This is a genomic window from Ruegeria sp. BHSA163, assembly GCF_059613365.1.
This window is the reverse complement of record NZ_JBXWSJ010000007.1, coordinates 1-24087: the sequence shown is the minus strand read 5'-3', so window position 1 is coordinate 24087 and position 24087 is coordinate 1. Positions and strand designations below refer to the sequence as shown.

23 protein-coding genes are annotated in these 24087 nt (G+C 52.1%); 8 read left to right on the top strand and 15 right to left on the bottom strand.

The annotated features are described in order from the left end of the window. Window positions 1-18 precede the first annotated feature (18 nt). Together AC2FNV_RS05255 and AC2FNV_RS05250 are read left to right on the top strand one after the other, a co-directional pair. Window positions 19-1116: a flagellar motor switch protein FliG gene (locus tag AC2FNV_RS05255; RefSeq protein WP_254442493.1), complete on the top strand. Its 1098-nt coding sequence runs from the start codon at window positions 19-21 to the stop codon at window positions 1114-1116. Window positions 1117-1227: 111 nt separating this feature from the next. Continuing rightward, on the top strand, window positions 1228-2151 hold the full coding sequence (locus tag AC2FNV_RS05250; RefSeq protein ID WP_170605174.1) for a lysophospholipid acyltransferase family protein: 924 nt from the start codon (window positions 1228-1230) through the stop codon (window positions 2149-2151). Window positions 2152-2175: 24 nt separating this feature from the next. On the opposite strand, the gene AC2FNV_RS05245 is transcribed toward AC2FNV_RS05250, so the two are convergent. After that, window positions 2176-2877: a DUF1223 domain-containing protein gene (locus AC2FNV_RS05245; RefSeq protein WP_170605172.1), complete on the bottom strand. Its 702-nt coding sequence runs from the start codon at window positions 2875-2877 to the stop codon at window positions 2176-2178. A gap of 226 nt (window positions 2878-3103) precedes the next feature. On the opposite strand from AC2FNV_RS05245, the gene acnA reads away from it, so the two are divergent. From acnA to AC2FNV_RS05225, 4 genes are all read left to right on the top strand, one after another. Next, the gene (gene acnA / locus AC2FNV_RS05240; RefSeq protein WP_170605170.1) at window positions 3104-5794 is read left to right on the top strand and encodes an aconitate hydratase AcnA; all 2691 of its coding nucleotides are present in this window, start codon (window positions 3104-3106) and stop codon (window positions 5792-5794) included. Window positions 5795-5915: 121 nt separating this feature from the next. Further along, a complete protein-coding gene (locus AC2FNV_RS05235) occupies window positions 5916-7418 on the top strand; it encodes a BCCT family transporter (RefSeq protein WP_170605168.1) in 1503 nt (500 codons plus the stop codon). Between the two features lie 158 nt (window positions 7419-7576). Further along, a complete protein-coding gene (locus tag AC2FNV_RS05230; protein ID WP_170605166.1) occupies window positions 7577-8278 on the top strand; it encodes an SDR family NAD(P)-dependent oxidoreductase in 702 nt (233 codons plus the stop codon). Window positions 8279-8345: 67 nt separating this feature from the next. After that, a complete protein-coding gene (locus AC2FNV_RS05225; RefSeq protein WP_170605164.1) occupies window positions 8346-9146 on the top strand; it encodes a methyltransferase domain-containing protein in 801 nt (266 codons plus the stop codon). 427 nt (window positions 9147-9573) lie between these two features. Here the strand turns inward: AC2FNV_RS05225 and AC2FNV_RS05220 are convergent, their stop codons facing one another. From AC2FNV_RS05220 to yajC, 11 genes are all read right to left on the bottom strand, one after another. Then, on the bottom strand, window positions 9574-10488 hold the full coding sequence (locus AC2FNV_RS05220) for a glycosyltransferase family 32 protein (RefSeq protein ID WP_170605162.1): 915 nt from the start codon (window positions 10486-10488) through the stop codon (window positions 9574-9576). Window positions 10489-10778: 290 nt separating this feature from the next. After that, window positions 10779-11312 (bottom strand): DsbE family thiol:disulfide interchange protein, encoded by a 534-nt coding sequence (locus AC2FNV_RS05215; protein ID WP_170605160.1) that lies wholly within the window; start codon window positions 11310-11312, stop codon window positions 10779-10781. Next, a complete protein-coding gene (gene ccmD / locus AC2FNV_RS05210; RefSeq protein WP_170472810.1) occupies window positions 11305-11463 on the bottom strand; it encodes a heme exporter protein CcmD in 159 nt (52 codons plus the stop codon). The genes AC2FNV_RS05215 and ccmD overlap by 8 nt, the downstream gene beginning before the upstream one ends. Beyond that, complete coding sequence (locus AC2FNV_RS05205; RefSeq protein ID WP_170605158.1) at window positions 11460-12233, bottom strand: heme ABC transporter permease; 774 nt, start codon at window positions 12231-12233, stop codon at window positions 11460-11462. The genes ccmD and AC2FNV_RS05205 overlap by 4 nt, the downstream gene beginning before the upstream one ends. 61 nt (window positions 12234-12294) lie before the next feature. After that, a complete protein-coding gene (gene ccmB / locus AC2FNV_RS05200; protein ID WP_170605157.1) occupies window positions 12295-12951 on the bottom strand; it encodes a heme exporter protein CcmB in 657 nt (218 codons plus the stop codon). After that, complete coding sequence (gene ccmA / locus AC2FNV_RS05195; protein ID WP_170605155.1) at window positions 12948-13562, bottom strand: heme ABC exporter ATP-binding protein CcmA; 615 nt, start codon at window positions 13560-13562, stop codon at window positions 12948-12950. Before ccmA ends, ccmB begins: the two co-directional genes overlap by 4 nt. A 131-nt stretch (window positions 13563-13693) precedes the next feature. Further along, window positions 13694-14047 carry an Mth938-like domain-containing protein gene (locus AC2FNV_RS05190; protein WP_170605153.1) on the bottom strand — a complete coding sequence of 118 codons (354 nt, stop codon included), beginning with the start codon at window positions 14045-14047 and terminating at the stop codon, window positions 13694-13696. Between the two features lie 9 nt (window positions 14048-14056). Next, on the bottom strand, window positions 14057-14809 hold the full coding sequence (locus tag AC2FNV_RS05185) for a sulfite exporter TauE/SafE family protein (protein WP_170472821.1): 753 nt from the start codon (window positions 14807-14809) through the stop codon (window positions 14057-14059). Then, window positions 14796-15764 carry a protein translocase subunit SecF gene (gene secF, locus AC2FNV_RS05180; RefSeq protein ID WP_170472824.1) on the bottom strand — a complete coding sequence of 323 codons (969 nt, stop codon included), beginning with the start codon at window positions 15762-15764 and terminating at the stop codon, window positions 14796-14798. The genes AC2FNV_RS05185 and secF overlap by 14 nt, the downstream gene beginning before the upstream one ends. 1 nt (window position 15765) lies before the next feature. Next, entirely contained in the window at window positions 15766-17427 is a 1662-nt protein-coding gene (gene secD, locus AC2FNV_RS05175; RefSeq protein WP_170472827.1) for a protein translocase subunit SecD, read from the bottom strand. A 33-nt stretch (window positions 17428-17460) separates the two neighbouring features. Beyond that, entirely contained in the window at window positions 17461-17745 is a 285-nt protein-coding gene (yajC, locus tag AC2FNV_RS05170) for a preprotein translocase subunit YajC (RefSeq protein WP_170472830.1), read from the bottom strand. 202 nt (window positions 17746-17947) lie between these two features. On the opposite strand from yajC, the gene AC2FNV_RS05165 reads away from it, so the two are divergent. Then, window positions 17948-19609, top strand: a complete 1662-nt coding sequence (locus tag AC2FNV_RS05165) for a mechanosensitive ion channel family protein (RefSeq protein WP_496772619.1) — start codon at window positions 17948-17950, stop codon at window positions 19607-19609. Between the two features lie 86 nt (window positions 19610-19695). Beyond that, entirely contained in the window at window positions 19696-20988 is a 1293-nt protein-coding gene (serS, locus tag AC2FNV_RS05160; protein WP_170605149.1) for a serine--tRNA ligase, read from the top strand. Window positions 20989-21041: 53 nt separating this feature from the next. On the opposite strand, the gene AC2FNV_RS05155 is transcribed toward serS, so the two are convergent. The 3 genes from AC2FNV_RS05155 to der form a co-directional block, all read right to left on the bottom strand. Further along, window positions 21042-21596 (bottom strand): helix-hairpin-helix domain-containing protein, encoded by a 555-nt coding sequence (locus AC2FNV_RS05155; RefSeq protein WP_496772617.1) that lies wholly within the window; start codon window positions 21594-21596, stop codon window positions 21042-21044. 96 nt (window positions 21597-21692) lie between these two features. Next, the gene (locus AC2FNV_RS05150; protein ID WP_170605145.1) at window positions 21693-22679 is read right to left on the bottom strand and encodes a fatty acid desaturase; all 987 of its coding nucleotides are present in this window, start codon (window positions 22677-22679) and stop codon (window positions 21693-21695) included. A gap of 157 nt (window positions 22680-22836) precedes the next feature. Beyond that, a partial coding sequence (der, locus tag AC2FNV_RS05145; RefSeq protein ID WP_496772612.1) for a ribosome biogenesis GTPase Der occupies window positions 22837-24087 on the bottom strand: 1251 nt, incomplete at its 5' end.

Genomic DNA, 24087 nt, shown 5'->3' with positions numbered 1-24087 from the left:
TATTGGCATGGCAGGCATATGCAGGACCCTCAGGCACTGATACAGATGACGCCTGGCGCGCAAGCGCCAGTCGTAGACACAATTGATGAACCGGCACGGGTTGTCCCGCGCGCATTGTCCAATAAAGAAAAGGCCGCAGTTATCGTTCGGCTTCTACTGAACGAAGGGGCAGACATCCCGCTCGAAGAACTGCCGGATGCATTACAAGAAAAACTCACGCATCAATTGGGCCGAATGGGGCTTGTTGACCGTGTGACTTTGGCGGCTGTAGCCGGCGAATTTGCAGACGCACTTGACAGCGTTGGGTTGTCTTTTCCACATGGATTGGCCGGTGCTCTGGATGCCGTGAACGGTAAAATAGCGCCCTCAACAGCGGCCCGTTTACGCAAGGTGGCCGGTGTCAGGCAGGTCGGCGACCCTTGGGAGCGTTTGCGCGAAGTTCCGGCCCAAGACCTAGCAAAAATGGCTCAAGCCGAAAGTACCGAGGTGGCTGCCGTAATGCTTTCTAAATTGGAGACTGCGAAGGCTGCTCAACTGTTGGGCAATTTACCTGGCCCAGTCGCGCGCAGGATTACTTACGCAGTATCAAAAACGGCGAATGTCACCCCCGAAGCCGTCGAACGCATCGGATGGTCACTGGCGGCCCAACTGGATCAACTTCCGATCCCAGCATTTCAGGACGAACCCGGCGAACGTATTGGGGCGATTCTGAATCGATCGGCAGCCACGACCAGAGACGGACTATTGACGGCACTTGACGAAGAAGACGCAGACTTCGCAACGGTTGTCCGCCAGTCGATCTTTACATTTGCTCATATCCCAGAGCGTATTATGTCCCGCGACGTTCAGGCCATTTTGCGTGAAGTGGAACAACCCGTTCTTGTGAACGCCCTTGCCGGTGCGACAAGTGGTGAAGATCGAGCAGCCGCAGATTTCATTTTGAAAAGTATTTCCTCGCGAATGGCTGACAGCTTGCGCGACGAAATGGAAGAGCGCGGACGCGTTAAACAACCTGAAGCGGAAGAAGCAATGTCCCAGATTGTCGGAGCGATCCGGACTTTGCAGGACGCAGGCGCATTAACTCTGGTCGAACAGGAAGATAGCGACGAACCGTAACGTATAAGGTTGAAATTTCTGTGCATTCATCTGGCTTGGGCGGGTACTTGAGATCGAAAGGTCGCAGTAGTATGAGTGATCCGGCATCTCACAGATTCCGGTTAGACGTCCATGCCAGCCAAAAAGTCCAAGCTAAGTCGTTTCGAGCTTGGGAAATACTATCTTGCTAATCTTTTTCTTAGGGGCGTCATTGGTGGAATGCGTCTGCTACCTTACGAGCGACGGATCGCCACGATGGGCGCGATCGTGCGCGGGCTCGCTCCGATTGTCGGATTCCGCGCCCGCGTGCGTCGTAATCTAAAACTCACGCGCCCTGATCTTCCCGAGGACGAGATCAACCGTATTTGCCATGCGGTTCCAGACAACGCTGGGCGCGCAATTATGGAGCATTTTTCACCAGAGGATTTCATTGCTCGGCAGAGCACGGCTAAGGTTTCAGGCGAAGGGGTCGGGTCATTTGATACCGCCGTCGCTGAGGGAAAGCCGGTAATGATGATAACGGCTCATTTTGGACATTACCTTGCGGCTCGCATTGCCCTGCAACACAGAAGCGGTCAGCCAATTGGTTGTCTGTATCGCCGTATGGCCAATCCGTATTTCAACGACATGTACGTCGAAGCTTTCTATGAAACCGGTTCGCCCATGTTTGAACAGGGACGCAGAGGTATGGTCGAAATGGTCCGCACCTTGAAGAGCGGCGGAATTATCGCCATTGTGTCCGATCTGCACGCAATAGGCGGTGAAGAGCTGACTTTTTTCGGCAAACCGGCGGTGACATCCGTTCTGAACGCGGAACTGGCTTTAAAGTACAAAGCCGTAATGATCCCTTGCTATGCAGTGCGTCAACCCAACGGAATCGATTTCGAAATCGTACTACACGAGCCGGTCCCACATTCTGATCCCAAGACAATGACACAATATACCAACGACGATCTTGAGGTCATGGTTCGCAAACATATGGGACAATGGTTTTGGATACACCGTCGCTGGAAAGCCTGGAAAGGTCTTGGCGTTCAACCAGAGGATATGCCCTGATCGAAGGCTTGCGATCGCAATAGTTTATTTGACACGAGTTGCCGCGACTATCGGGCCATGACCAGCCTTCTGCACCAGCACAACGGCCGGTAGGTCAAGTGGCAATGATACTCGGAAATTTTCAGGTGTACTGCCGTTCCATTGACCGGCAAATTGCCAGTTTTCGACTACATTTGCGTAATCCAGTTCGTGACCCGCCAATTCTCCGCGGCGGATAGACGCGTGTCGTAGAGGGGAATATTGAACAACAAGTATGTCGTACGCTTCGCCTTCGGGCAATTCGATCGGGTTTACTTCCACATCTATTTCGTTGCCAGAACGATTGGCTTTGACCTGGGCTTCGGGATCAGAGGTCAAATGCAAGTCAATGATCCGATCCAAATCCCTCGATTTAGCGCCGACAACATCATGCTGCCCATTAATCACCATCTGAGGAGTGTAGATCATTGATCGCCCGCCTTGGCGCGCGTAGGCTCTCTGGCGCAGTGCGTGGTCTGGATTAGCGTATTCGTCCTTCCACCCAATGTAGTCCCAGTAGTCCACGTGCAAGGCCAGACCAATTACATCTTCACGCTTGGCTAATTCGTGCATGATGCGATCAGCCGGAGGACAGGACGAACATCCCTGCGACGTAAACAATTCGACCACGACCGGATCATCGTCAGCAATGGCCAAAGCGGCGATGGACACAGAAAGAGCAGTTCCTAATAAGGAAGATTTGAACATTGAATCATCTCTAACTGACAGAGTGTCCTGAGTGTTTAGTCCGGAAATATTCAAATCACCAATCAAGGTTTCTTGAGACCTTATTCGTTCAAATCGGCAAAAATGTGTGCAATGGTATACAAAAATTGCCGCACCCTGCCTCTTGGACCTTGAACCAAAGCCGCTGGTAATGCAGATAGCCCTCAGCGAATCCCAAAATCCACGTCATTTGAGAGGGAGGCCACAGATGCCCATCAAAGTCGGACAGGATACCGCCAAGACACGCCGCAGCCTGAGCGTGAATGGTAAGTCCATTTCCTATTACTCGATCCCCGCCGCGCAAGAGGCCGGTCTGGGCGATTTCTCGAAGTTGCCAGCAGCGCTTAAAGTGGTGCTGGAAAACATGCTTCGGTTCGAAGACAACGGCTTTTCAGTCTCGGTTGATGACATAAAAGCCTTTGGTGAATGGGGAGCGAACGGTGGCAAGAACCCACGCGAGATTGCGTATCGCCCTGCCCGTGTTCTTATGCAGGATTTTACAGGTGTGCCTGCTGTGGTCGATTTGGCAGCCATGCGTGACGGCATCAAGGGGCTAGGCGGCGATGCGCAAAAGATCAACCCGCTGAACCCGGTTGATCTTGTCATCGACCATTCAGTCATGATCGATGAGTTTGGTAACCCGCGCGCTTTTCAGATGAACGTCGACCGTGAGTACGAACGTAATATGGAGCGCTATCAGTTCCTCAAATGGGGCCAAAACGCATTCAATAATTTCCGCGTTGTGCCCCCCGGAACCGGAATTTGCCACCAGGTGAACCTGGAATATTTGGCGCAGACTGTCTGGACTGATACTGACCAGGATGGAGAAGAAGTCGCCTACCCTGATACGCTTGTCGGCACCGACAGCCATACCACTATGGTCAACGGTATGGCCGTTCTGGGTTGGGGTGTCGGCGGCATCGAGGCCGAAGCCGCGATGTTGGGTCAACCGATCTCGATGCTGATCCCGGAAGTTATCGGCTTTGAACTGACTGGCGAACTGGTCGAAGGCACAACAGGCACCGACTTGGTTCTCAAAGTTGTCGAGATGTTGCGAGAAAAAGGCGTCGTGGGCAAATTCGTCGAATTCTATGGCGAAGGCCTCGATCGCCTCCCATTGGCAGATCGCGCAACCATCGCCAACATGGCACCTGAATACGGCGCAACCTGCGGCTTTTTCCCGATCGATAATGAAACGCTGCGCTATCTGCGCAATACTGGTCGTGACGAAGACCGCATTGCGCTGGTCGAGGCGTATGCGAAAGAAAACGGTTTCTGGCGCGGCGCTGACTATGCACCTGTCTACACCGACACACTGTCGCTGGACATGGGTTCAATTGTTCCCGCGATCTCTGGTCCGAAACGTCCTCAGGACTATGTTGCCCTGACAGATGCCAAAGCTGCATTTACGCGTGAGATGGAGCAGACCTTCAAACGTCCGATGGGCAAAGAAGTCGCCGTCAAAGGCGAAGATTACACCATGGAATCGGGCAAGGTCGTGATCGCCTCGATCACATCATGCACAAACACATCGAACCCTTACGTAATGATCGGCGCGGGCCTAGTGGCGCGTAAGGCCGCCGAACTGGGTCTGAACCGCAAGCCTTGGGTTAAGACCTCGCTGGCGCCGGGTTCGCAGGTTGTGTCAGCTTATCTTGAGGCCGCCGGCCTGCAAGAAGATCTGGACAAAATTGGCTTCAACCTGGTGGGCTATGGATGCACAACATGCATTGGTAACTCGGGCCCGATACAGCAGGAAATCTCGGAGGCAATTGCCGAAGGCGATTTGGTCGCCACCTCGGTTCTGTCGGGCAACCGAAACTTCGAAGGCCGTATTTCACCGGATGTTCGGGCAAACTATCTCGCCTCGCCGCCTCTGGTCGTGGTTTACGCTCTGGCCGGAACCCTCGATATTGACTTGACTTCAGAACCGATCGGTCAGGACAAAGACGGCAACGATGTTTACATGAAAGACATTTGGCCCTCGAGCCAGGAAGTCGCCGAGCTGGTCGAACAGACTGTGACACGCGAAGCGTTCCAATCGAAATATGCCGACGTATTTAAAGGCGACGAAAAGTGGCAAGACGTCGAGGTCCCTCAGCAGGAGACCTATGATTGGCCTCCAACATCGACTTACATTCAGAACCCGCCTTACTTCCAAGGTATGGGTGCGGAACCCGGTACAATCTCAAACATCGAAGGCGCGAAGGTTCTGCTTATCCTTGGTGATATGATCACAACCGACCACATCTCGCCTGCTGGGTCGTTTGCGACAACAACCCCCGCGGGTAAGTATCTGACTGATCGACAAGTTCAGCAGCGTGAGTTCAACTCGTATGGCTCTCGCAGAGGTAATCACGAGATCATGATGCGCGGCACCTTCGCAAATATCCGCGTAAAGAACGAGATGCTGGACGGCGTTGAAGGTGGCTATACAAAAGGCCCAGATGGACAACAAACATCGGTGTACGAAGCGTCGATGGCCTATCAGGAACAAGGCACCCCGCTGGTCGTGTTTGGTGGTGAGCAGTACGGCGCAGGCTCCTCGCGTGACTGGGCCGCCAAAGGTACCGCTTTGCTAGGTGTAAAAGCCGTTATCGCCGAAAGTTTTGAACGTATCCACCGTTCGAATCTGGTTGGCATGGGCGTTATCCCCTTCGAGTTCACCGGAGGCGATACCCGTAAGACATTGGGTTTGAAAGGGGACGAAACCGTATCGATCGACGGTCTGGACTCGGTTGAACCGCTTCAGGAAGTACCCTGCACAATCGTCTACGGTGACGGAACTGAAAAGACCATCACATTGAAATGCCGCATCGATACAGCGCCCGAGATCGAGTACATCGAGAATGGCGGCGTTCTTCAATACGTTCTGCGGAACTTGGCAAAAGCATCGTAAATCGAACGCAAAACAAGCTGATAGAACCCCCGGCCAAACGGCCGGGGGTTTTTTGTTTTCTGGCCATTCATTCGAAATTCTGAAACTGTTTGGTTCAGGCTCAGTGCGAAAGAACAAAGTCATGAAACAACCCAACGCCCTGCTTGTTTGTTCGTTGAGTGTGATCGCGGTAATCGGGATTTGGGGCGTTGTTGATATTCAGAGTTTGGTGATCTGGGCAAGTGGCATAGTTCAGCAAACCTTCCACAGCAGAGGTTGGTTTGTGATGCTCGCAGCCTCGGGTATGCTGATTGGCTGCCTTGTTCTGGCCTTTTCTCCCTATGGCAACATTCGCCTTGGTCGGGATGATGAAGAACCAGAGTTCTCAACCGTCACTTGGATTTCGATGCTGTTTTCTGCTGGCATGGGTGTCGGATTGTTGTTTTGGGCCGTGGCAGAGCCTTTGACCCACTTCAATTTCATTTCGGGCATGGCGCCGGACTTTCTGGCCGCTCAGCAGGCAATGCTTGCAACGAATTTTCACTGGGGGTTGCATGCTTGGGCTATATACGGCTCTACCGCATTGACGATCGCTTACTTCAGCTTTCGTCGCGGCACCGGAATGATGGTCAGCGCACCCATTAAAAGCTTGTTTCCCGGTGAGCGATGGGCCGAGCGTGTCGGATGGCTGTCCGACTTCATGGCCATCGTGGCAATTGCGATCGGTGTCGGTGGTTCGATGGCCATGGGCGTTTTCCAGGTAGCAGACGGTATCGCTGTACTAGGTGGAAGCGACACGGTCGGGGCCGTACTGATTGGCTTGGTTTTCGCAGCCATGGTCGCAGCCTACATACCGGCGCTTCTCATCGATCTGGGTCAGGGTATGGCACGCCTTTCAAACGCTGCAATGTTAATTGCCATCAGCCTTGTGGCATACACGGTGGTCCTTGGCCCGACAGAATATTTATTGAACACGGTGGTCCAGGGGTTTGGTGATTACGTTACAAATGTCATTCCAAGGGGCTTTCAAACCTTCACCTTCTTTGGCGACGATGTTGCCAAGTGGTTCAGCGATTGGACCCTAACGTATATGGTCTGGTGGATAGCGTGGGGTCCATTTGTTGGCGTATTCGTCGCCCGCATCTCTCGGGGCAGGACCATCCGTGAGTTCGTTATTGGGGTGCTGTTCGCCCCTACTTTATTTTCTATTCTATGGTTTGGAGCATTCGGCGGCATTGGACTGTTCGAGGCCCTTAACGGCGCGGGTGAGCTTTTGTTACTGACCCAATCAAATATCGAACGTGTCACGTTCGCGCTTCTCGAACGGTTGCCACTTTCCCTGATCACCACGTTGGCGACGGTACTTGCCGCGTTTCTTTTCATAGTGACAAGCGTTGTAAGCGCAGCCTTCGTTCTGGGGACTTTCTCTTCGGGAGGGGACGAAAACCCGCCTCCAAGGGTTCGCCTGATATGGGGGGCACTGCTAGGACTATTGAGTGTTGCAATGATCCTTTCAGGCTCAGTCGACTCGGTAAAAATTTTAATCTCGCTTGGGGCTTTGCCCTTTGTGTTCATCTCGGTACTGCTGATGGTTTGCCTTTTCCGAGCATTAAGGGAGGAAGGAAAAAGCAATGCTAATCGGTGATCTTACCGACACTTTGATGAATCTGGTCACTTTTGCTTTCATCGCAGCAATGATTTGGATTTTGGTGCGCAGATAACGAACAGCAAGCGCCTACACAGTGCTGCCTTTCAACAAAATCAGCATTGAACAACGCTGAAATTGCCGATCTTGTGAGCGCCATGGATAAAGTAGCATTGATAACTGGCGGCGCGCGTGGGATCGGGCGCGCGATTGTAGAGAACCTGAGTCGAGATCACCAAATTGCGTTTACTTGGCTGGCAACCGAACCGTCAGCAGAGTTGAAGCAATGCAGCACCCTATCGGTTCAATCTGACCTAAGAGAAAACGGCGAACCGGCACGCGTCATTCAAAAAGTCATTTCCCGTTTTGGGCGTCTGGACGCGATTGTGAATAATGCTGGCCTTGTACGCTCGACACCCAAAGACACATTCGTTGCGGAGGATCACACAGCAATATTGAATCTCAACCTTTTGGCACCAGCAGCACTGCTGGCGGCGGCCCTGCCCCATCTGAACACTGGGGCATCAATTGTCAGCATCTCTTCCATGAATGCAACGTTGCCCCCTCGGGACGCTGCTACGTACGGCGCCAGCAAAGCCGCGCTCAATCTGTGGACCCGCGCAATGGCCAAAGAATTGGGCCCTGCGGGCATAAGGGTCAACGCTGTCGCACCCGGCGCGATAAACATCCCGGAAGCACCGCGTTCCGACGACCTGACGGAGATTTTCGTCAAAGACACTGCCCTGGGCCGCATAGGCACTCCCGAAGAAATAGCCAAAGTGGTGCGATTCTTGGTCTCTGATGACGCGGGATTTATTACTGGGGAAGTTTTGAGCGTGACAGGTGGTTATAGACTATGAAAGTCTTTTTTTGGACGAGAGCGCATTGGGGCCCTAAATATCAAAAAGGGTCGAACAGGAAGGCGTTGTGGACCGTTTTTCGTTAAGCAAATTCAAGGGCCACTCGGTCGACGCTGACACCCGCGCATATATAGCGGCGCTTGAGGCCTTTGATAGTGCTGTCCAAATTCAGGAACTAAAACAACTCGAACAAAAAAGCCTCGCGCTGCCGCAGGCCCCAAAAGTTCTGGATGTCGGCTGTGGATTTGGGTTGGAAACACTCAGAATTGCACGACGCCTTGCATCCTCAGCTAAAGTTTGCGGGCTTGATGTCAGCGCCAATTTCTTGGCGGAAGCTAAGCGGCGATCCAATGAGGCCGGCTTAAAAATCGCTTTTGAAAAGGGTGATGCGCAGCGGTTGCCGTTTGCTGACAACTCCTTTGATTATGTGCGAGCGGAGCGCGTCCTGATTTACCTTAAAGATCCCGAATTGGCGTTGCATGAAATTCAACGAGTCGCCTCCGACGGTGCCTGTCTCGCGGTAATCGAGCCCGATTTTTCCTCTACAAACATCAACCATCCCGACCGCAAATTGGCCCGAAAGATTTTAACATATGAGGTCGAGACCGCCGTTGAACACAATGCCTTACCCGGAACAATTGATGCTTCACTACGGGACCTGCCGAATTATTCCATTGCAACCCGCGTTGTGATCATGCCGCAAGAATTGGCGTACGGGTATTTCGACAGTGCCGGAAAAAAGGCTCTCGCCGCAGGAGCCGTGACAGGCTCCGAATTGACCCGCTGGTCAGAAGGATTAGAAGCCCTCGCCCGCGAGCAATGTGTTTTTGGAACTGTTGGTTATTTCTTATTCACCGCGCGCGCCTAAGTGTGCCCAAGCTGTTTCAAAATACGCCGTAGGGAAGTTCCGAAATTTACGATAACAGCAACAACTTCACTTTTGTCCGAATACCTTCGGAAGACTGCTGACCAGCCAAGTTCCCTCATCCGCAGCTAAAAGAGTGAATCGCAAAAGCCCTGTCAATGAAAGCAGGAGGACTACTCTTCGACTATACTAGAAACCGGAAGGTAGAACCGGTGGCTCCTTGCTGTGTAACGCAAATTGGTTCAAGCGCAATTCACGACAAAAGAAATTAAATTCTTTTCAGAAGGTCACATGATTAATCTAAAGTGACAAACAAAGATATTGGACATAAAAATCACATTTCTGACTTTGGTGGTGAACCATTCATTTCGGTATTGAAGTTTTTTCGTATAGAGGAGCAGCCGCGAAACGCCGCCGCGACGAGCCTCAGTCAACCCTCTATTCTCTGTCTATATCTGTGGAGTGTCTTCAGCAGTTTGACTATCGGTTGACTTAGAAAAAACATAGCTCGCGTATGCAAAGGAACCGAAACAATTGGCGAATTTAATTTTGAATAGTGGCGTCGAGTAAATAATTGTTGATGTCCACCCGTGCTGTTTTCCGGGCCGATTGCGCAATAGATCAACCCGACAGCCAAGTGATCCGCTTCTAATCTGTGGGGATGATCCTCCAGAATGGGATAGATCGCTTCAGTGTAAGCAATCGGACCAGTCAAATTGAAGACACCCCAAGAACCATAGTCGTGAACAACTGGATTATAGCACTCAATGTTGTTGCAAACGTTGTTGATGACTGCCTTCAGGAAAGGGTGACCCGGAGCACAAATAATATACCACTGTTGAAGTTCACCGATTGGATTTGAGATACCCGGGTGCTGCCCAAGCATAATTTTCGGCCATGAGCGCGGCCAGTGTGATAAGATGAAGCGATCAGATGGTTGAACCAGATCACTCAAAGGTTCTGAAGCGCTTGATTTTATATCTAAATATGCCCCTCCTTCCCTGTACATCACCAAGTATCGAAAAAAGTCGGCGCGTGCGGCTCCATATCGGTGGTCAATTTTTTGATAATACTCGAGAAGCTCGGGAAAATACTTTTGAATGTACTTTTCAATTTCAGTGTCATCGTAGAATCGGTATTCCCAGTCCGGGTTTTGTTCTTCTAAATTTTGTACGTTGGCTTTCAGCTCCTCCGGGAAATCAGGAGCATCCGGCCGCTTAAAGTATGTCTGATGAATTATCTTTGGGATGGTCTCGCCTAGTTTTCGATCCCTCACAAAGACTTGATCCGTCTGGTTGTTTAGTGAGTTTCGTAACTCAATTGCAGCATCGATAAGAAACTTCATACTTTACCCTTTGAACAAAAAACGAACGATGCTTGATTAGTTTAGCATTCAAGATTTTTTCTCATGCAAGGTTTTTTTGCCCGCGACACGATTGTAACCCGCCTTGAGGGAGATGTTTCAGAACAAATTATTCGGGGTTGGTGCAACTTGTCGTGTTTCAAGCCATCCGCAATCTAACAAAGGTCTCGTTATCAATCGTTCTGATAGCGTGCAATCGGCCTAGCGCACTTGCGTTGGTCAGGGATAATGATCAGTCGCGCCTTCTCGTCCAAGAAGCCCACGCAACCAAGTCAGTTGGCCTGTTCCAACGCAGGCCGGATAGTGCTTTCGATCACACGCTGAGTGATTGGCCCTGCAAAGCGCAAAACAATTGTGCCTTCACCGTCAACTACATAGGTTTCCGGGACGCCATAAAGGCCCCAGTCCAACGCCATGCGACCCTGCTCGTCCCGTCCTATGGCTTCGTATGGGTCGCCCAGCTCGGTCAGGAAAGCCTCGGCATTGGTTAAATTATCCTTGTAGTTGATCCCATAGACTGGAACGCCTTCCTCAGACAGTGCTTCGAGGTTTGGGTGCTCAGCGCGACATGGCGCGCACCAGCTGGCCCAATAGTTGACCAGCTTTACCTCTCCGTCACGCAAAGTCGCATCGTCGAACAGCGGCTTTCCGGGAAATTCGACCAGAGCAACGGGCGGAGCAGGCTGGCCTTCGCGCGCAGATGGCAAAGCATCAGGGTCATCGCGGAACATTCCAATTCCAGCTAATACAGCAAAGGCAGCAAAAATTAGAGGCGGCGCAATCATCAAAGGAGAGATTTTAGCCATCGCGCGACATCCTTTGCTCGACACTCTTCAATTCAGTCCGCACCCTTCGACCGCGCATCACACTCAACACAACCAACGCGACCAAAAGGACGATAGAAATCCCATAAGCCGAAAGAACGGTTTCAGTGTACTTGCCTAAATCAGGGATCATGCATTTGCCCTTTCCCGCGCCAACAACGCCTTGATCCGGCGCGCGCGAATTTCAGTACACGTGCGATATAAGACCAACGCGATGAATAGCAAAACGAACCCGACAATACACACCATCAAAGGGAAAAAGTAGATGTTGCTGACTTTCTCTTCAGTGTCCGATCCTGTAACGGCAGCGACCCGCATAACTGACGCGCCCTGATGCAGGCCTTGGTTCCAAAAATTCACCGCATAACGGCTTAGGATAGCGAAAACAGATCCCACCAGACACAAAACCGAAGTCAGGTCGGCTGCTGTGTCCGGATCTTCTATCGCCTCCCATAAGGCCACATATCCAAGGTAAAATAAAAACAGGATTAGAAACGACGTCAGACGCGGATCCCAAGCCCACCAGCTACCCCACATGGGTTGCCCCCAGATTGCGCCGGTTACCAAGGCCATAAGCGTAAAAACTATTCCTACCGGAGCCGCAGCACGAGCCGCCAAAGCACTTACGTGATGGCGCCGTACAAGCCAAATGAGCGAGGCCGCCAACATCATTAGCCAGCAGTTGATTGCCATCAACGCCGAAGGCACATGCAAATAGATGATCTTTACGGTTGAGCCTTGTTTGTAGTCATCCGGTGTGAAAAAGAACCCCCAGACCAACCCCACGACCAAACACGTTGTTGAAGCCAACCAAAAAAAAGGCAGCAATCGCTCGCTTGTTGCAAGAAACTTGCGCGGGTTAGCGTATTCCCACAGTGAATTGGCTTTGGCTGTGATCGTCATGGGGCTTATTTAGTCCGTATCAGAGTCGTTCTCAATTGACCTCAGTCAAAGTTGTGGCGCTTCATCGCAGGTTGATCCTTAATACTGCTGCGCTGGCAAAGGGCAGTAACGCAATTGTGGCCGTCGTAATTCCTGCCAGCATTAATAGCGGCGTCTCTAATTCCGTCCCAGTCGCTCCTCGTCGGGCAACCTCGGCACCGAAAATAAGCGTTGGGACGTATAGTGGCAAAACCAAAAGAGACAAAAGCAGTCCGCCTCGTTTCAGTCCAACTGTGATGGCTGCACCAAATGTCCCGATCACACTCAAGGCCGGAGTACCAATCAGCAATGATACAACTAACCAAGTAAAACCAGTTTCCGGCAAATTGAGCATTACACCAAGCAATGGCGCCACCAAGACTAAGGGTAAACCGGTCGTCATCCAATGCGCCAATGATTTGACTGCCACAACTGCCTCCAAGGGAAGAGGCGCAGTAGCCAATAGATCTAACGAGCCATCTTCCCAGTCTAGCGCCAGCAGTCGATCAAGCGACAACAGGCACGCAAGTAACGCCCCTAGCCACAATACGCCGGGAGCGATAATGGACAACAAGGACGACTGCGGACCGACCGAAAATGGAACAAGTACCGTGACTATAAGAAAGAAAGCTAACCCAAGGCCAAATCCACCGCCAGCGCGAAACGCCAGTTTCAAATCTCGGAGCAACAAGGCAATCATAGAAAGGCCCCGTCAAAGTCTTCGATTGGTCTCGGTTTGACTTTGTTCGAGCTTATGTCCAAAACTTCGGCTTCCAAGCCCAGGTCGATGTGTGTGGCAATTAGCGCCGAACCTCCATGCTTTAGGTGGTCTTCAACAGCTTCAGCGAACATAGTCACGGCATTGCGGTCTAATGAGACTGTGGGTTCATCGAGCATCCAGATAGGACGCCCTGTAACCAACAGCCGTGCAAGTCCCGCACGGCGTTTTTGCCCAGCCGACAAGTTGCCAGCTTGGCGATCTGCCAGCTCATTTAGGTCATATCCATCCAACGCAGGTTGGATGCTGTGCGTTCCGAATACAGACATCCAGAACGAAAGGTTCTCCGCCACAGTCAGGGTCGGCTTTAACCCATCGGCATGCGCAGCATAAGCAATCCGGTCCTCGGCGCCTTGAATTTGGCCAGCCAACGGCGCTTGAAGACCCGCAAGCGTACGCAACAGAGTTGTCTTGCCAATCCCGTTGGGGCCACGCAGAATCAGCGCTTTACCGGGTTCCAAAACAAAGTTCAGCCCTTCCAACAGGGCAAGCCCCCCTCGGGCAATGGCAAGGTCGGTCACGGTCAGAGTCATGACGTCCGATTATCCCATTGCGGTCAGTGGCAAAAGGAGGGATTTGCCGCAGGGAATTTAGACGAGCCATCATGAATGATTTTTGACCCAAACAAAATCTGCAATTTCTAACGGCGATCAAATACGTTCAGTCATGTCGGGATCAGGGCCAGCGCGATGCGACGTCCTTCGGATAGCAGCACGTTGTATGTTCGACAGGCAGCTGGCGAGTTCATGATCTCGACTCCTATGCCAGCGGTTTCCAACGCATGGCGCAAGTCAGCAGGAATATGCGTCAACTCTGCCCCTGTTCCTATCAGTAAAACGTCTACAATTTCGGAAAGGGCCAGCAGCGGGTCCATGTCAGAATAACCACCCCAACCTATAGTGCCCTCAGCGCTGGTCAAAATTGATCCCTCGTGGACTTGGCCGCCTATTCGGAAGAAGCCATGTCCGTAACCGTCAACCGGGGTTGCGTTGTTATAGGTGATTTCATTGAGACGCATGCAAGTCTTCTAGCCCCAAAGCGGCAGACCGAACAAGGCGGTAAACGCAATGACTACGTACGCTGCCATTCTATAAAGCTTTTCTTTTTCCGGATTGAACATCCTGCCGCCTAACCAATTCCCCAACAGGTTCGGGACTGCCAAAACCAACCCCAACAAAAAGACATGCGAGGAGACGCGGCCCATACCGGACAAATATCCGAAAAGAAGGAAATCGAACCCGAATAGAAATAGCAGGATGGTCGCGCGTATTACTTCAACTGGTAAAGGACGGGACATATAGAACAAAATCACGGCCGGACCCGGCAATCCAGCCACACCGCCCAACAAACCTGCAGCGCCACCAATAGCCGCCACCATTGTACGCCCAACCCGACCTGTGAACCGCAGACCAAGCGTCAGGATCACCAACATAGATAGCGACAGAAAACATACGGCATAGCGAAATACTTCGGGTTCGACCCTAGTCAGCAGCCAAAGCCCTAACGGCAGCACCGCTGCGCAGCCGAGCAGCAGCCGCGCCAAATCACCCTTATCGACAACTTTCCACGCGCGGCGAAGATTGGGTAAAGGGCCAAAGACGTCCATAATCGTTAAGGCAAGCAACGCGCCAAACGGACCGAGAAGCGGGGCCGCGAGGGGTAAAAAGACAAGCGCCGTGCCAAAGCCAGAAAACCCCCGCACAATGCCGGCCATAAATGCTGCAATTAGTAGAATAGCCAGCCCACCGGGGGACTGGCCGAGAAAGTCAGGCGTCGACATTCGCGAACTGGTTGCCTGCCGTGTTCGACGGTTTGGACCAGTCGCGCTTAACGCCCAGCCACAACAAGATGGTCGAAGCGACGAATACCGACGAATAGGTGCCCACAATCACGCCCCAGATCATCGCAAAAACAAACCCACGGATCACATCACCGCCCAATACGTACAGCGAAATCAAAGCCAGCAGCGTAGTTACCGACGTCATAACCGTCCGACTCAGCGTTTCGTTTATCGAGATGTTCAGAACCTCTTTGAGGTCCTTCTTTTTGTATTTTCGCAGGTTTTCACGAACACGGTCGAACACGACCACGGTATCGTTGAGCGAGTATCCAACAATGGTCAGCAGCGCGGCGATAATTGCGAGGTCGAAACGTATCTGCAGTTCGGAAAAGATACCGATGGTCAAGATCACGTCATGCACCAAGGCTGCAACCGCGCCCAGCGCAAATTGCCATTCAAAGCGTAGCCAGATGTAAACAAGCACCGCCGCGATGGCCAATGCCACGGCAATGACGGCTGTTTGGATCAATTCGCCTGATACCTTGGGGCCGACGGATTCAACAGATACGAATTGTACGTCCGGCACTGCCCCCCTCAGCGCCTCTTCAACCGCAGTTACAATGGCTGCTGAAACCGCCTCCGCATCCGCTTGCGCCTGAATCCGGATCATGGCCACATTTTCATCTGGACCAAAAGTCGGGTCGAAAATTTCAGTAATCGTTACGTCGCCAAGTTCCAACGGAGCAATTGCCTCGCGGTATACGCCGACATTAACTTCCTCGGCGCTTTGCGTCCGGATGGTTGTGCCGCCCCGGAAATCGATACCAAAATTCAGCCCCTGCAGAAGGAAAGATGTAAACGCAATGACCATCATCAGGCCCGATATGCCCAGCCAGATTTTCCAGCGGCTAAAGAAATCGAACGAGGTATTTTGGGGTACGAGTTTCAGTCTCATGTCAAACCTCGATCATTTTCGGACGGCGCCGTTCGAACCACATTACGATCATCAGGCGGGTTACAAAAATCGCCGTAAAGACCGAAGTCAGAATGCCCAATCCAAGAGTTATTGAGAACCCACGCACCGGACCACTGCCCATCGCAAACAGGATCACAGCCGTGATAAAAGTCGTTACGTTCGCGTCCAGAATTGCAGACAAAGCCTTTTCATAACCCAACTCGATGGCACGTGCCGGACCTTTGGCGGACTTCAACTCTTCTCGGATGCGTTCAAAGATGAGGACATTTGCATCCACCGCCATACCAACCGTCAAAACGATACCTGCAATACCGGGAAGGGTCAGTGTCGCCCCTATCAGAGACAATAAACCAAAGAGCAAGCCGACGTTGATGATCAGCGCTATGTTGGCAAAGATACCGAATAAGCCATAGCTAAGCGCCATGAAAACCAGAACGGCAACAAATGCCACAACGGTGGCCACCTTGCCCGCATCTATGCTGTCCTGCCCCAGTTCGGGGCCAATTGTGCGCTCTTCAAGAAACTCTAATCCGGCTGGCAAAGCGCCTGCCCGTAACAGAACTGCCAAGTTTGTGCTTTCCTCGACCGTAAAGTTTCCGGTGATGATACCCGAGCCGCCCGGAATATGGCTTTGGATCACCGGGGCTGAAATCACCTCTTCATCCAGTACGATTGCAAAGGGGGCACCGATGTTTTCTAGAGTATAATCGCCGAACTTGCGTGCTCCCGACGTATTGAAGCGGAAGCTTACCGCGGGTCGGCCGTTTTGGTCGAATGACGGTTGCGCGTCCACAAGTTCTTCGCCGGTAACGACAGGTGCAGCATCGATTACGTAAAAACGTCCCTCCTCGTCCAACGATGGAACGACCTTTTCCCCGGGACTTACAGTATCTTCCAGACTGTTTGCGGGTCCCACCACCGGGTTGAACGTCAACTGCGCGGTGGTTCCGATGATCTCTTTTAGCTCACCCGCGCTGCCAATGCCCGGCACTTGGATAAGAATTCGATCAGCCCCTTGGCGTTGGATGGTCGGTTCACGTGTTCCGACCTCATCGATCCGGCGGCGCACAATCTCAAGCGATTGACGCACGGTTCGATCATCCGAAGCAAGTCGTTCAGCTTCGGACAGCTGCACGACGACAATGTCGCCCTCGGCGCGGGCTTCAATATCGGTCGCGCCAACCCCCGTAAGCGTCTGAACTTGCCGAGCAAGTCCGCGCACGACTTCCAGAGCGCGTGGCATTCCATCGGGCTGGCTGATACGTACGCGAATCTCGTCCGGGGCAGATGGTTGTTTGCGGATCGTTCCCACGGTTGCGCGCTCCTCGCGCAGAGCGTCCCTAATGTCGGGCCACATTGAATCCATTCGGGATTCGTAAACATCACCCACCTGGACTTCGGCAAGCAAATGCGCACCGCCGCGCAAATCCAAGCCCAGATTGACCAGCGATGAAGGCATCCAATTCGGCCATAGCGCAGCTTCGGCCTGCATCTCAGGCGTATCGACGCCAAGGTCGATCGCTGTCTTTGCGTCGTTTGATTGTTCGACGCGGGTGTAAAACGCATTTGGCAAGGCCAATATCAAGCCGATTACACAAACCAGCCAGATCAGAACCCGCTTCCAGGTATCAATTTGCAGCATTACCCTGCCTTTTTAAGGATTTATCGCGCGAAGTTACTTTGCCGGTTCTGTCTTGTTCAGCACCTGCGCTACGGTTGATTGAACCACGCGCACCTTTACACCCTCGGCAATCTCGACCTCAAGCTCACCATCATCTTTGACCTTGGCGACCTTGCCGATCAAACCGCCTTGGGTCACGATCTGATCTCCACGACGCAAGGCATCAACCATCGCCTTGTGCTCCTTGATTTTCTTCTGCTGCGGTCGGATCAGCAGAAAGTACATTATGCCGAAAATCAGGATCAGCGGGAGAAACTGGGCGATTGCGCCACCTTCCATGGGATATTCCTTTGTTCAGACGATGCGGAACCCTCTCCGCAAATTTGGCGGGAACCTATGCTTTGAATGGGCTGTTTGCAAGCAAAGGCGGCATAGCGGTTTAACAAGACCACCCCACAATACCACAGGATACCGCAAACCGTTGCAGAGATGTCCTAGGCACGTCCGCGAACTTAGGTATAGTCTTTGCATGGGGGGACCAATGCCAAATTCGATCAAACCTTTCGTTTTACTATCAAATTTCCTGACTTTGATCGCTTTGGTTTTATGGCTGTGCGCACCGGTTTCGGCGCAAGAAACACCCGTGGAAACCGACGAAGCCGAAGCGACCGAGCTGAACGATTTTATGGCTCCGGTCATTATTGATGGGGAAATCCTTTTTCAACTACGCGGATCAAGCGCCCTACCAGCGTCCGAACGCGCAGAGGGCGTTCAGCAAAAAATCATAGAAGTAGCCGAAGCCTCTGATGCAGCAACGGTAAATATTACTTACGACGAAACCGAGCTCGGCATCTGGATCCTAGTGGATGGCGTCAATGTTTCGATCGTGACCGACGCCGACTCAGACCTGGACCAGATGGAACTCAGTGTTCTCAGCATATTACACGGCAATGCTATCAAAGAATCTATTGAGGCGTATCGCGCCAACAGAACTGAAAAGGCGCGCGTATCTGGCGCTATCGAAGCTATTGGATGGACGATCGGTTTTGCCTTATTCGTAGTGGCAATCCTATGGCTCCACCGTCGGATTAAACGACGCACCCTACGTTTTGTTCGACGCTATTTAAAAGACGTCGAAACAGCGACAGCCGAAACGGTACAGGCCGAAGCAATGGCCGCACTGATCCGATATGGTCTGAACTTCGTTTTACTGGCGATTTTCTTTTTCGGATTCTATTACTACCTGTCGTTCATTCTGCTGGCCTTCGCTGAAACCAGGTACTTTGCACAGCTTTTGCTGACCTATCTGACAGAACCGGTTCTGCAAATCGTAAAAGGTATCATCAGCTATGTTCCCAACCTGATCATGTTGGCACTTATCACTTGGGTAACATTTTATATTATCAGAGGCTTGCGCGTGTTCTTTGACACAGTCGAAGCCGGGACTTTTGACCTAGGTGACTTTGAAAAACATTGGATAAATCCGACTTTTAACATCACCCGAGTTGTGGTGATTTTAATCGCGTTAGTTTTTGCTGTTCCCTATATTCCCGGCTCGGACTCTGCCGCTTTTCAGGGATTGACGATCTTGGTTGGCGCGATGCTTTCGTTGGGCGCAAACTCGGTCGTTTCAAATATGCTTGCCGGGTTATTCGTTATTTATCGCCGCTCAACATCGATAGGAGACCGAATTCAAATAGGAGATCACATTGGCGACGTTGTGCAGATCAAGTTGATGGAAACCCATCTGAAATCGATCAAGAATGAACTGATTTCGATTCCCAATGCGCAGCTAATGAATTCAGATGTCGTCAATTTCTCGAAAAAGACGGACGGTAACGGCCTTTTGCTCCACACAACTGTCGGGATAGGTTATGAAGAGCAGCCTGAAAAAGTCGAAGCCATGTTGGTCGAAGCCGCAAACCGTACCAAGGGGATCAAGGCCAAACCGGAACCGTTTGTGTTATGGACAGCTTTGGCCGACTACGCGATCAACTATCAGATAAACGGGTACACCACTCGTGGCAGTATTATTCCGAAAATCAAATCGGACCTGCATCGCAATATCGTAGCCGTTTTCAATGAAAATAATGTTCAGATCATGACACCGTCCTATATGGCGGATCCGCAAGAACCGAAGATTCCAACAGACGAGTGGGACGGTCACCTGTCCCACGAGAGCCACGAGGAAGCTGAGAAGTAAGCAAGAATTGCCGTGACGGTGCTACACCCTGCCCACCATTTGGTGCATAAGCAGCAGCAGTGATTCACGCATCAAGGATCTAACCAATGCACGACATCCGGGCAATTCGCGAAAACCCAGCCGCATTCGACGCCGCTTTAGCGCGCCGCGGGGATGCGCCTATGTCGTCAGACCTACTGCGGCTCGATGAAAGTCGGCGGGCTAAGATACTGGCAGCAGAAACTGCTCAGGCCGATCAGAACAAAGCCAGTAAAGAGGTTGGCGCTGCCAAAGGCCGAGGTGATGAAGCCGAATTCGAACGTCTGCGCACGTTGGTCGCAGAGAAAAAGGCCGAAGTTGCCCGGATGCAAACCGAGGCCAAGGATCTCGACGCATTGCTGGTCGATCAACTGGCGCGCATCGCCAACCTGCCTGCTGATGACGTTCCGGAAGGTGCGGACGAAGATGACAATGTCGAGGTCAACCGCTGGGGCACCCCGCGTACATTCGATTTCACACCCAAAGAGCACTATGAAATCCCTTCAGTTGCAGCGGCAATGGACTTTGAAACAGCTGCCAAAACCAGCGGCAGCCGGTTTGTAAACCTGTCCAAAGGCGTGGCACGCGTCCATCGCGCGTTGGCCCAATTCATGCTGGACACGCACATTGACAAAAACGGCCTTACCGAAATGCAAACGCCGGTGCTGGTTCGCGATGAGGCCATGTACGGCACTGACAAATTACCGAAATTTGGTGAAGACAGCTATCAGACGATCAACGGCTGGTGGTTGATCCCTACGTCAGAGGTCACCCTGACATACTCTGTTTCAGGCGACATTCTTGAGGAACGCGACTTGCCCATTCGCATGACGGCTCATACGGTCTGTTTTCGTTCCGAGGCGGGCAGCGCTGGAAAGGACACCGCGGGAATGTTGCGACAGCACCAGTTCGAAAAGGTCGAAATGGTCTCTATCACACATCCCGAGAAATCGGATGACGAACAAAAGCGCATGTTGCGCTGTGCCGAAGGCATTCTGGAACAATTGGGTATTCCGTACCGTACGGTCGTTTTGTGCACTGGGGATATGGGATTTGGTGCACGCCGCACCTTTGATATCGAAGCTTGGCTGCCCGGCCAGGGTACCTATCGCGAGATCAGTTCGGTTTCGACCACCGGAGATTTTCAAGCACGTCGCATGAATGCTCGCTTCCGTCCCGAGGGAGGCGGTAAGCCAGAATACGTCCATACACTAAATGGATCGGGCCTCGCGGTCGGTCGTTGCTTGATTGCCGTTTTGGAAAACGGTCAAAACTCAGACGGCACCGTCACCCTTCCCGACGTCCTTGCGCCCTATCTCGGCGGTAAGCTGACGCTTTTGAATAACGGTTCGCTGTCATAGAAAACCAGCGCATTTGCGACGCACTGGTTTTGGAGTAAAAACGCGGAGAAGAACTACTTCTTCGCTTTTTTCTTGCCGGACTTTTTGTCTGATTTTTTGTCAGACTTTTTCTTTTCATCCTTCTTTGATTTCTTGTCCTTTTTGGACTTTTTCTTGACCTTTTCCTTGGCCTTTTTAAAGGCGGCTTCCATCTCAGACTTCTTTTTTGCGGCTTTTTCTGCCTTGGCTTTTGCTTTGGCCTTTTTCTTGGCCTTAGCCTCTGCTGCCGCCAACTCTGCAGCCGCGCGTTCCTCGGCCGCTTTGCGCTCAGCTTCCGCCTTTTTAGCGGCGGCAGTAGAGCGTGCAGCTGTTGGTCGCGTCGACGGTTTCCGGGTCGTCGTTTTGCGAGCCGGCGCACGGCGGGCAGGAGCCTTAGCTGCGGGTTTTGACGCAGCGGCCTGTTTTGCGGCAGCTATCAGTATCGGAGCGCGCGAAGCACCGATGCGTGAGACTTTCAGCAAGTCTTCAGGCTTGGCCTTTGCCAAGTCTTCGGCAGTTTTGAAGCCATTCGCGCTCAGAGCTTGCGCCAGAGCGGGTCCTACGCCTCGCACTTCGGTAACAGCGGTCATTTGAGGTCCTTTCTTTCTCTCCCTGCAGATTTATGTATATACTTTAAATATACATTTTAACAAGAGCGCACTACCTGAGCAAAGCCCAACGTATTCTCAACCATTTTGTATAACTTGCGAACCCGATATTTTCCCCGGGAATGGGACCAACCTGTTCGTTTCTTCATCCCATAGTTTTAGGTTCAAGGCAGCAACGGCCTCGGGGAACTTGATCCGGCGGGGCGTAAATTCTGGCGGTAGGTTGTAGTGGCAAGCTCGTAACCGATAAGATGGAATGCGCGCATTGAAATGGTGAATGTCGTGTAGGGTGATACACGCGACGGCATTGTCGAACCACCAGCCAAAATCCAACGCTGATGACCCTTGCAAGGCAGCCAATTGCGGATCCAAATCCGGTCGCCGATCCCAATAAGTGTCTTCAAAATTATGCTGAAGATAAACAAGAAAGACGCCCAACATACCGCCCAGAAACGAAAATACCAGCCAGACTAAGATCCCCGTGGTACCTGAAACAAGGTATAAAAGCCCAAGGAAGACAACGATAGAAACGTTGTGCAAAAGCACGCCTTTAGCTCCAAAACGCATTGTATTCTTGGGCCAACGATAGCGGATAAAATAAGTAAACAACGCGCCAGCAGGAACCAGAATGAACGGGTTTCTATACAGACGATAAAACAAACGTGTTTTCCAGTCGGCCGCGTTCCATTCCCGCAGGGTCATTGTGTGGATTTCACCAGTCTCCCGGTGATCGAGATTGCCAATGCCAGCATGATGCAGGTTATGGTTCTGTTTCATCACCTCAAACGGTGCGAAGGTGAAAGGTGAAAGGCCATGGCCCGCCCATTCATTCTGCTGTCTCGTTTCAAACAAAGAATGGTGGCCGCAGTCGTGCTGCAGTACATAAAGTCGAACGGCAGAAAACCCAAAAACGACTCCGGCCGGGACCATGACATACCATTTTTCGACATAAACAATCGCCAAAGCCAGCGACGCGAAATAAACCGCAAAAGTCCCGAAATAGCTTAGCGCGGCCAACCGGTTGTCCTGCACCGCGTATTGCCGCGTGTATTCCCTCAAATCCATCAAGACCGCTCCCACGATGCCCGGCCGAAATCTAATTCAAAGCTAAGGCGGAATTCCCGCAAATCATGGTACGAGAACAAATTCTCGCAATCAAATGCTAATGCGCCGCAGCTGGGCTGTCACGCCTTCAACTTGAAAATGTAAGAATTGGGCAGGGTTATGCCCTGCCCTTAAGATGTTTAGCCAATGCACCAGCGTTCTTTTTTCGGCGCCCTTTGTAGGGGTTCTTGTCACCTTGCCCGCGTAACGTCAGGCGAATTGGGGTCCCCGGCATGTCAAAGTCCTCGCGCAGGCCGTTAATCAGATAACGCGAATAGCTGTCCGGCATTTTGTCTGGGTGCGAGCACATAACGACAAATCCAGGCGGGCGCGTCTTGGCCTGGGTCATATAGCGCAGTTTGATTCTGCGACCTTGAGGCGCAGGAGGCGGGTGTTGTTCCAACATAGCCGTCAACCAACGGTTCAAGGCGGCGGTTGGCACTCGGCGGTTCCAAACTTCGTGTGCCTTTAAGATAGCTTCGCGAAGACGCTCTAACCCCCGTCCTGTTTTGGCTGAAACCGTAATCAGCGGTGCGCCTCGCAACTGGGGAAGCAGTCGTTCAAACGATTCTTTCAAGTCGCGCAGTTTTTGCTGCTTTTCGTCTTCAATATCCCATTTGTTGACAGCGACAACCACGGCGCGGCCTTCCCGCTCGGCAAGATCAGCGATCCGCAGATCCTGCTGTTCAAATGGAATGGCTGCATCCAACAACACTACGACGACTTCGGCAAATTTCACTGCTCTCAGGCCGTCAGAGACTGATAACTTTTCAAGTTTTTCCTGAACCTTGGCCTTTTTGCGCATGCCAGCGGTATCAAATATCCGCATTGGAGTGCTGTCACCGTCAGGCCCGGCCCAATCCACCCTCAGGCTAATTGCATCTCGGGTAATGCCGGCCTCGGGACCGGTCAACAGACGATCTTCGCCAATTATCTTGTTGATCAGAGTGGATTTTCCAGCATTGGGACGCCCTACAACCGCCACCTGAAGCGGTTTCGCATCAGATATTATGGGCTTTTCGCCCTCGCCCTCTTCATTCAATTCTATGTCGGTCGCTGGCGCATCGTTTGTTTGTTGCGCTTCTGCTGCGTCGGCCAATGGCATTAGCTGCGCATACAGGTCCGTCATCCCTTCGCCATGTTCGCCCGACATCCGTACAGGCTCGCCGAGGCCCAAATTATAAGCTTCAAGCACACCAGCGTCCGCCGCGGAACCCTCAGCCTTATTGGCTGCTAAGATCACATGTTTTGCCCGTTTTCGCAGGATTTCAGCAAACATCTCATCAGTTGGAGTAAGGCCGGTTCGCGCATCGATCATGAACAGGCAAACGTCTGCCATATCAACTGCGCGTTCAGTCAGGCGACGCAT

Coding starts and splice junctions, on each gene's coding strand:
- AC2FNV_RS05245 (WP_170605172.1), bottom strand. CDS start 2,877: ATGTTCAAATCTTCCTTATTAGGAACTGCTCTTTCTGTGTCCATCGCC.
- secF (WP_170472824.1), bottom strand. CDS start 15,764: ATGAGACTGAAACTCGTACCCCAAAATACCTCGTTCGATTTCTTTAGC.
- AC2FNV_RS05155 (WP_496772617.1), bottom strand. CDS start 21,596: ATGACCGCTGTTACCGAAGTGCGAGGCGTAGGACCCGCTCTGGCGCAA.
- AC2FNV_RS05205 (WP_170605158.1), bottom strand. CDS start 12,233: ATGACGATCACAGCCAAAGCCAATTCACTGTGGGAATACGCTAACCCG.
- ccmB (WP_170605157.1), bottom strand. CDS start 12,951: ATGATTGCCTTGTTGCTCCGAGATTTGAAACTGGCGTTTCGCGCTGGC.
- AC2FNV_RS05165 (WP_496772619.1), top strand. CDS start 17,948: ATGCCAAATTCGATCAAACCTTTCGTTTTACTATCAAATTTCCTGACT.
- AC2FNV_RS05230 (WP_170605166.1), top strand. CDS start 7,577: ATGGATAAAGTAGCATTGATAACTGGCGGCGCGCGTGGGATCGGGCGC.
- serS (WP_170605149.1), top strand. CDS start 19,696: ATGCACGACATCCGGGCAATTCGCGAAAACCCAGCCGCATTCGACGCC.
- AC2FNV_RS05220 (WP_170605162.1), bottom strand. CDS start 10,488: ATGAAGTTTCTTATCGATGCTGCAATTGAGTTACGAAACTCACTAAAC.
- secD (WP_170472827.1), bottom strand. CDS start 17,427: ATGCTGCAAATTGATACCTGGAAGCGGGTTCTGATCTGGCTGGTTTGT.
- AC2FNV_RS05190 (WP_170605153.1), bottom strand. CDS start 14,047: ATGCGTCTCAATGAAATCACCTATAACAACGCAACCCCGGTTGACGGT.
- ccmD (WP_170472810.1), bottom strand. CDS start 11,463: ATGATCCCTGATTTAGGCAAGTACACTGAAACCGTTCTTTCGGCTTAT.
- ccmA (WP_170605155.1), bottom strand. CDS start 13,562: ATGACTCTGACCGTGACCGACCTTGCCATTGCCCGAGGGGGGCTTGCC.
- acnA (WP_170605170.1), top strand. CDS start 3,104: ATGCCCATCAAAGTCGGACAGGATACCGCCAAGACACGCCGCAGCCTG.
- AC2FNV_RS05150 (WP_170605145.1), bottom strand. CDS start 22,679: ATGGATTTGAGGGAATACACGCGGCAATACGCGGTGCAGGACAACCGG.
- AC2FNV_RS05215 (WP_170605160.1), bottom strand. CDS start 11,312: ATGGCTAAAATCTCTCCTTTGATGATTGCGCCGCCTCTAATTTTTGCT.
- AC2FNV_RS05255 (WP_254442493.1), top strand. CDS start 19: ATGCAGGACCCTCAGGCACTGATACAGATGACGCCTGGCGCGCAAGCG.
- AC2FNV_RS05235 (WP_170605168.1), top strand. CDS start 5,916: ATGAAACAACCCAACGCCCTGCTTGTTTGTTCGTTGAGTGTGATCGCG.
- AC2FNV_RS05185 (WP_170472821.1), bottom strand. CDS start 14,809: ATGTCGACGCCTGACTTTCTCGGCCAGTCCCCCGGTGGGCTGGCTATT.
- yajC (WP_170472830.1), bottom strand. CDS start 17,745: ATGGAAGGTGGCGCAATCGCCCAGTTTCTCCCGCTGATCCTGATTTTC.
- AC2FNV_RS05250 (WP_170605174.1), top strand. CDS start 1,228: ATGCCAGCCAAAAAGTCCAAGCTAAGTCGTTTCGAGCTTGGGAAATAC.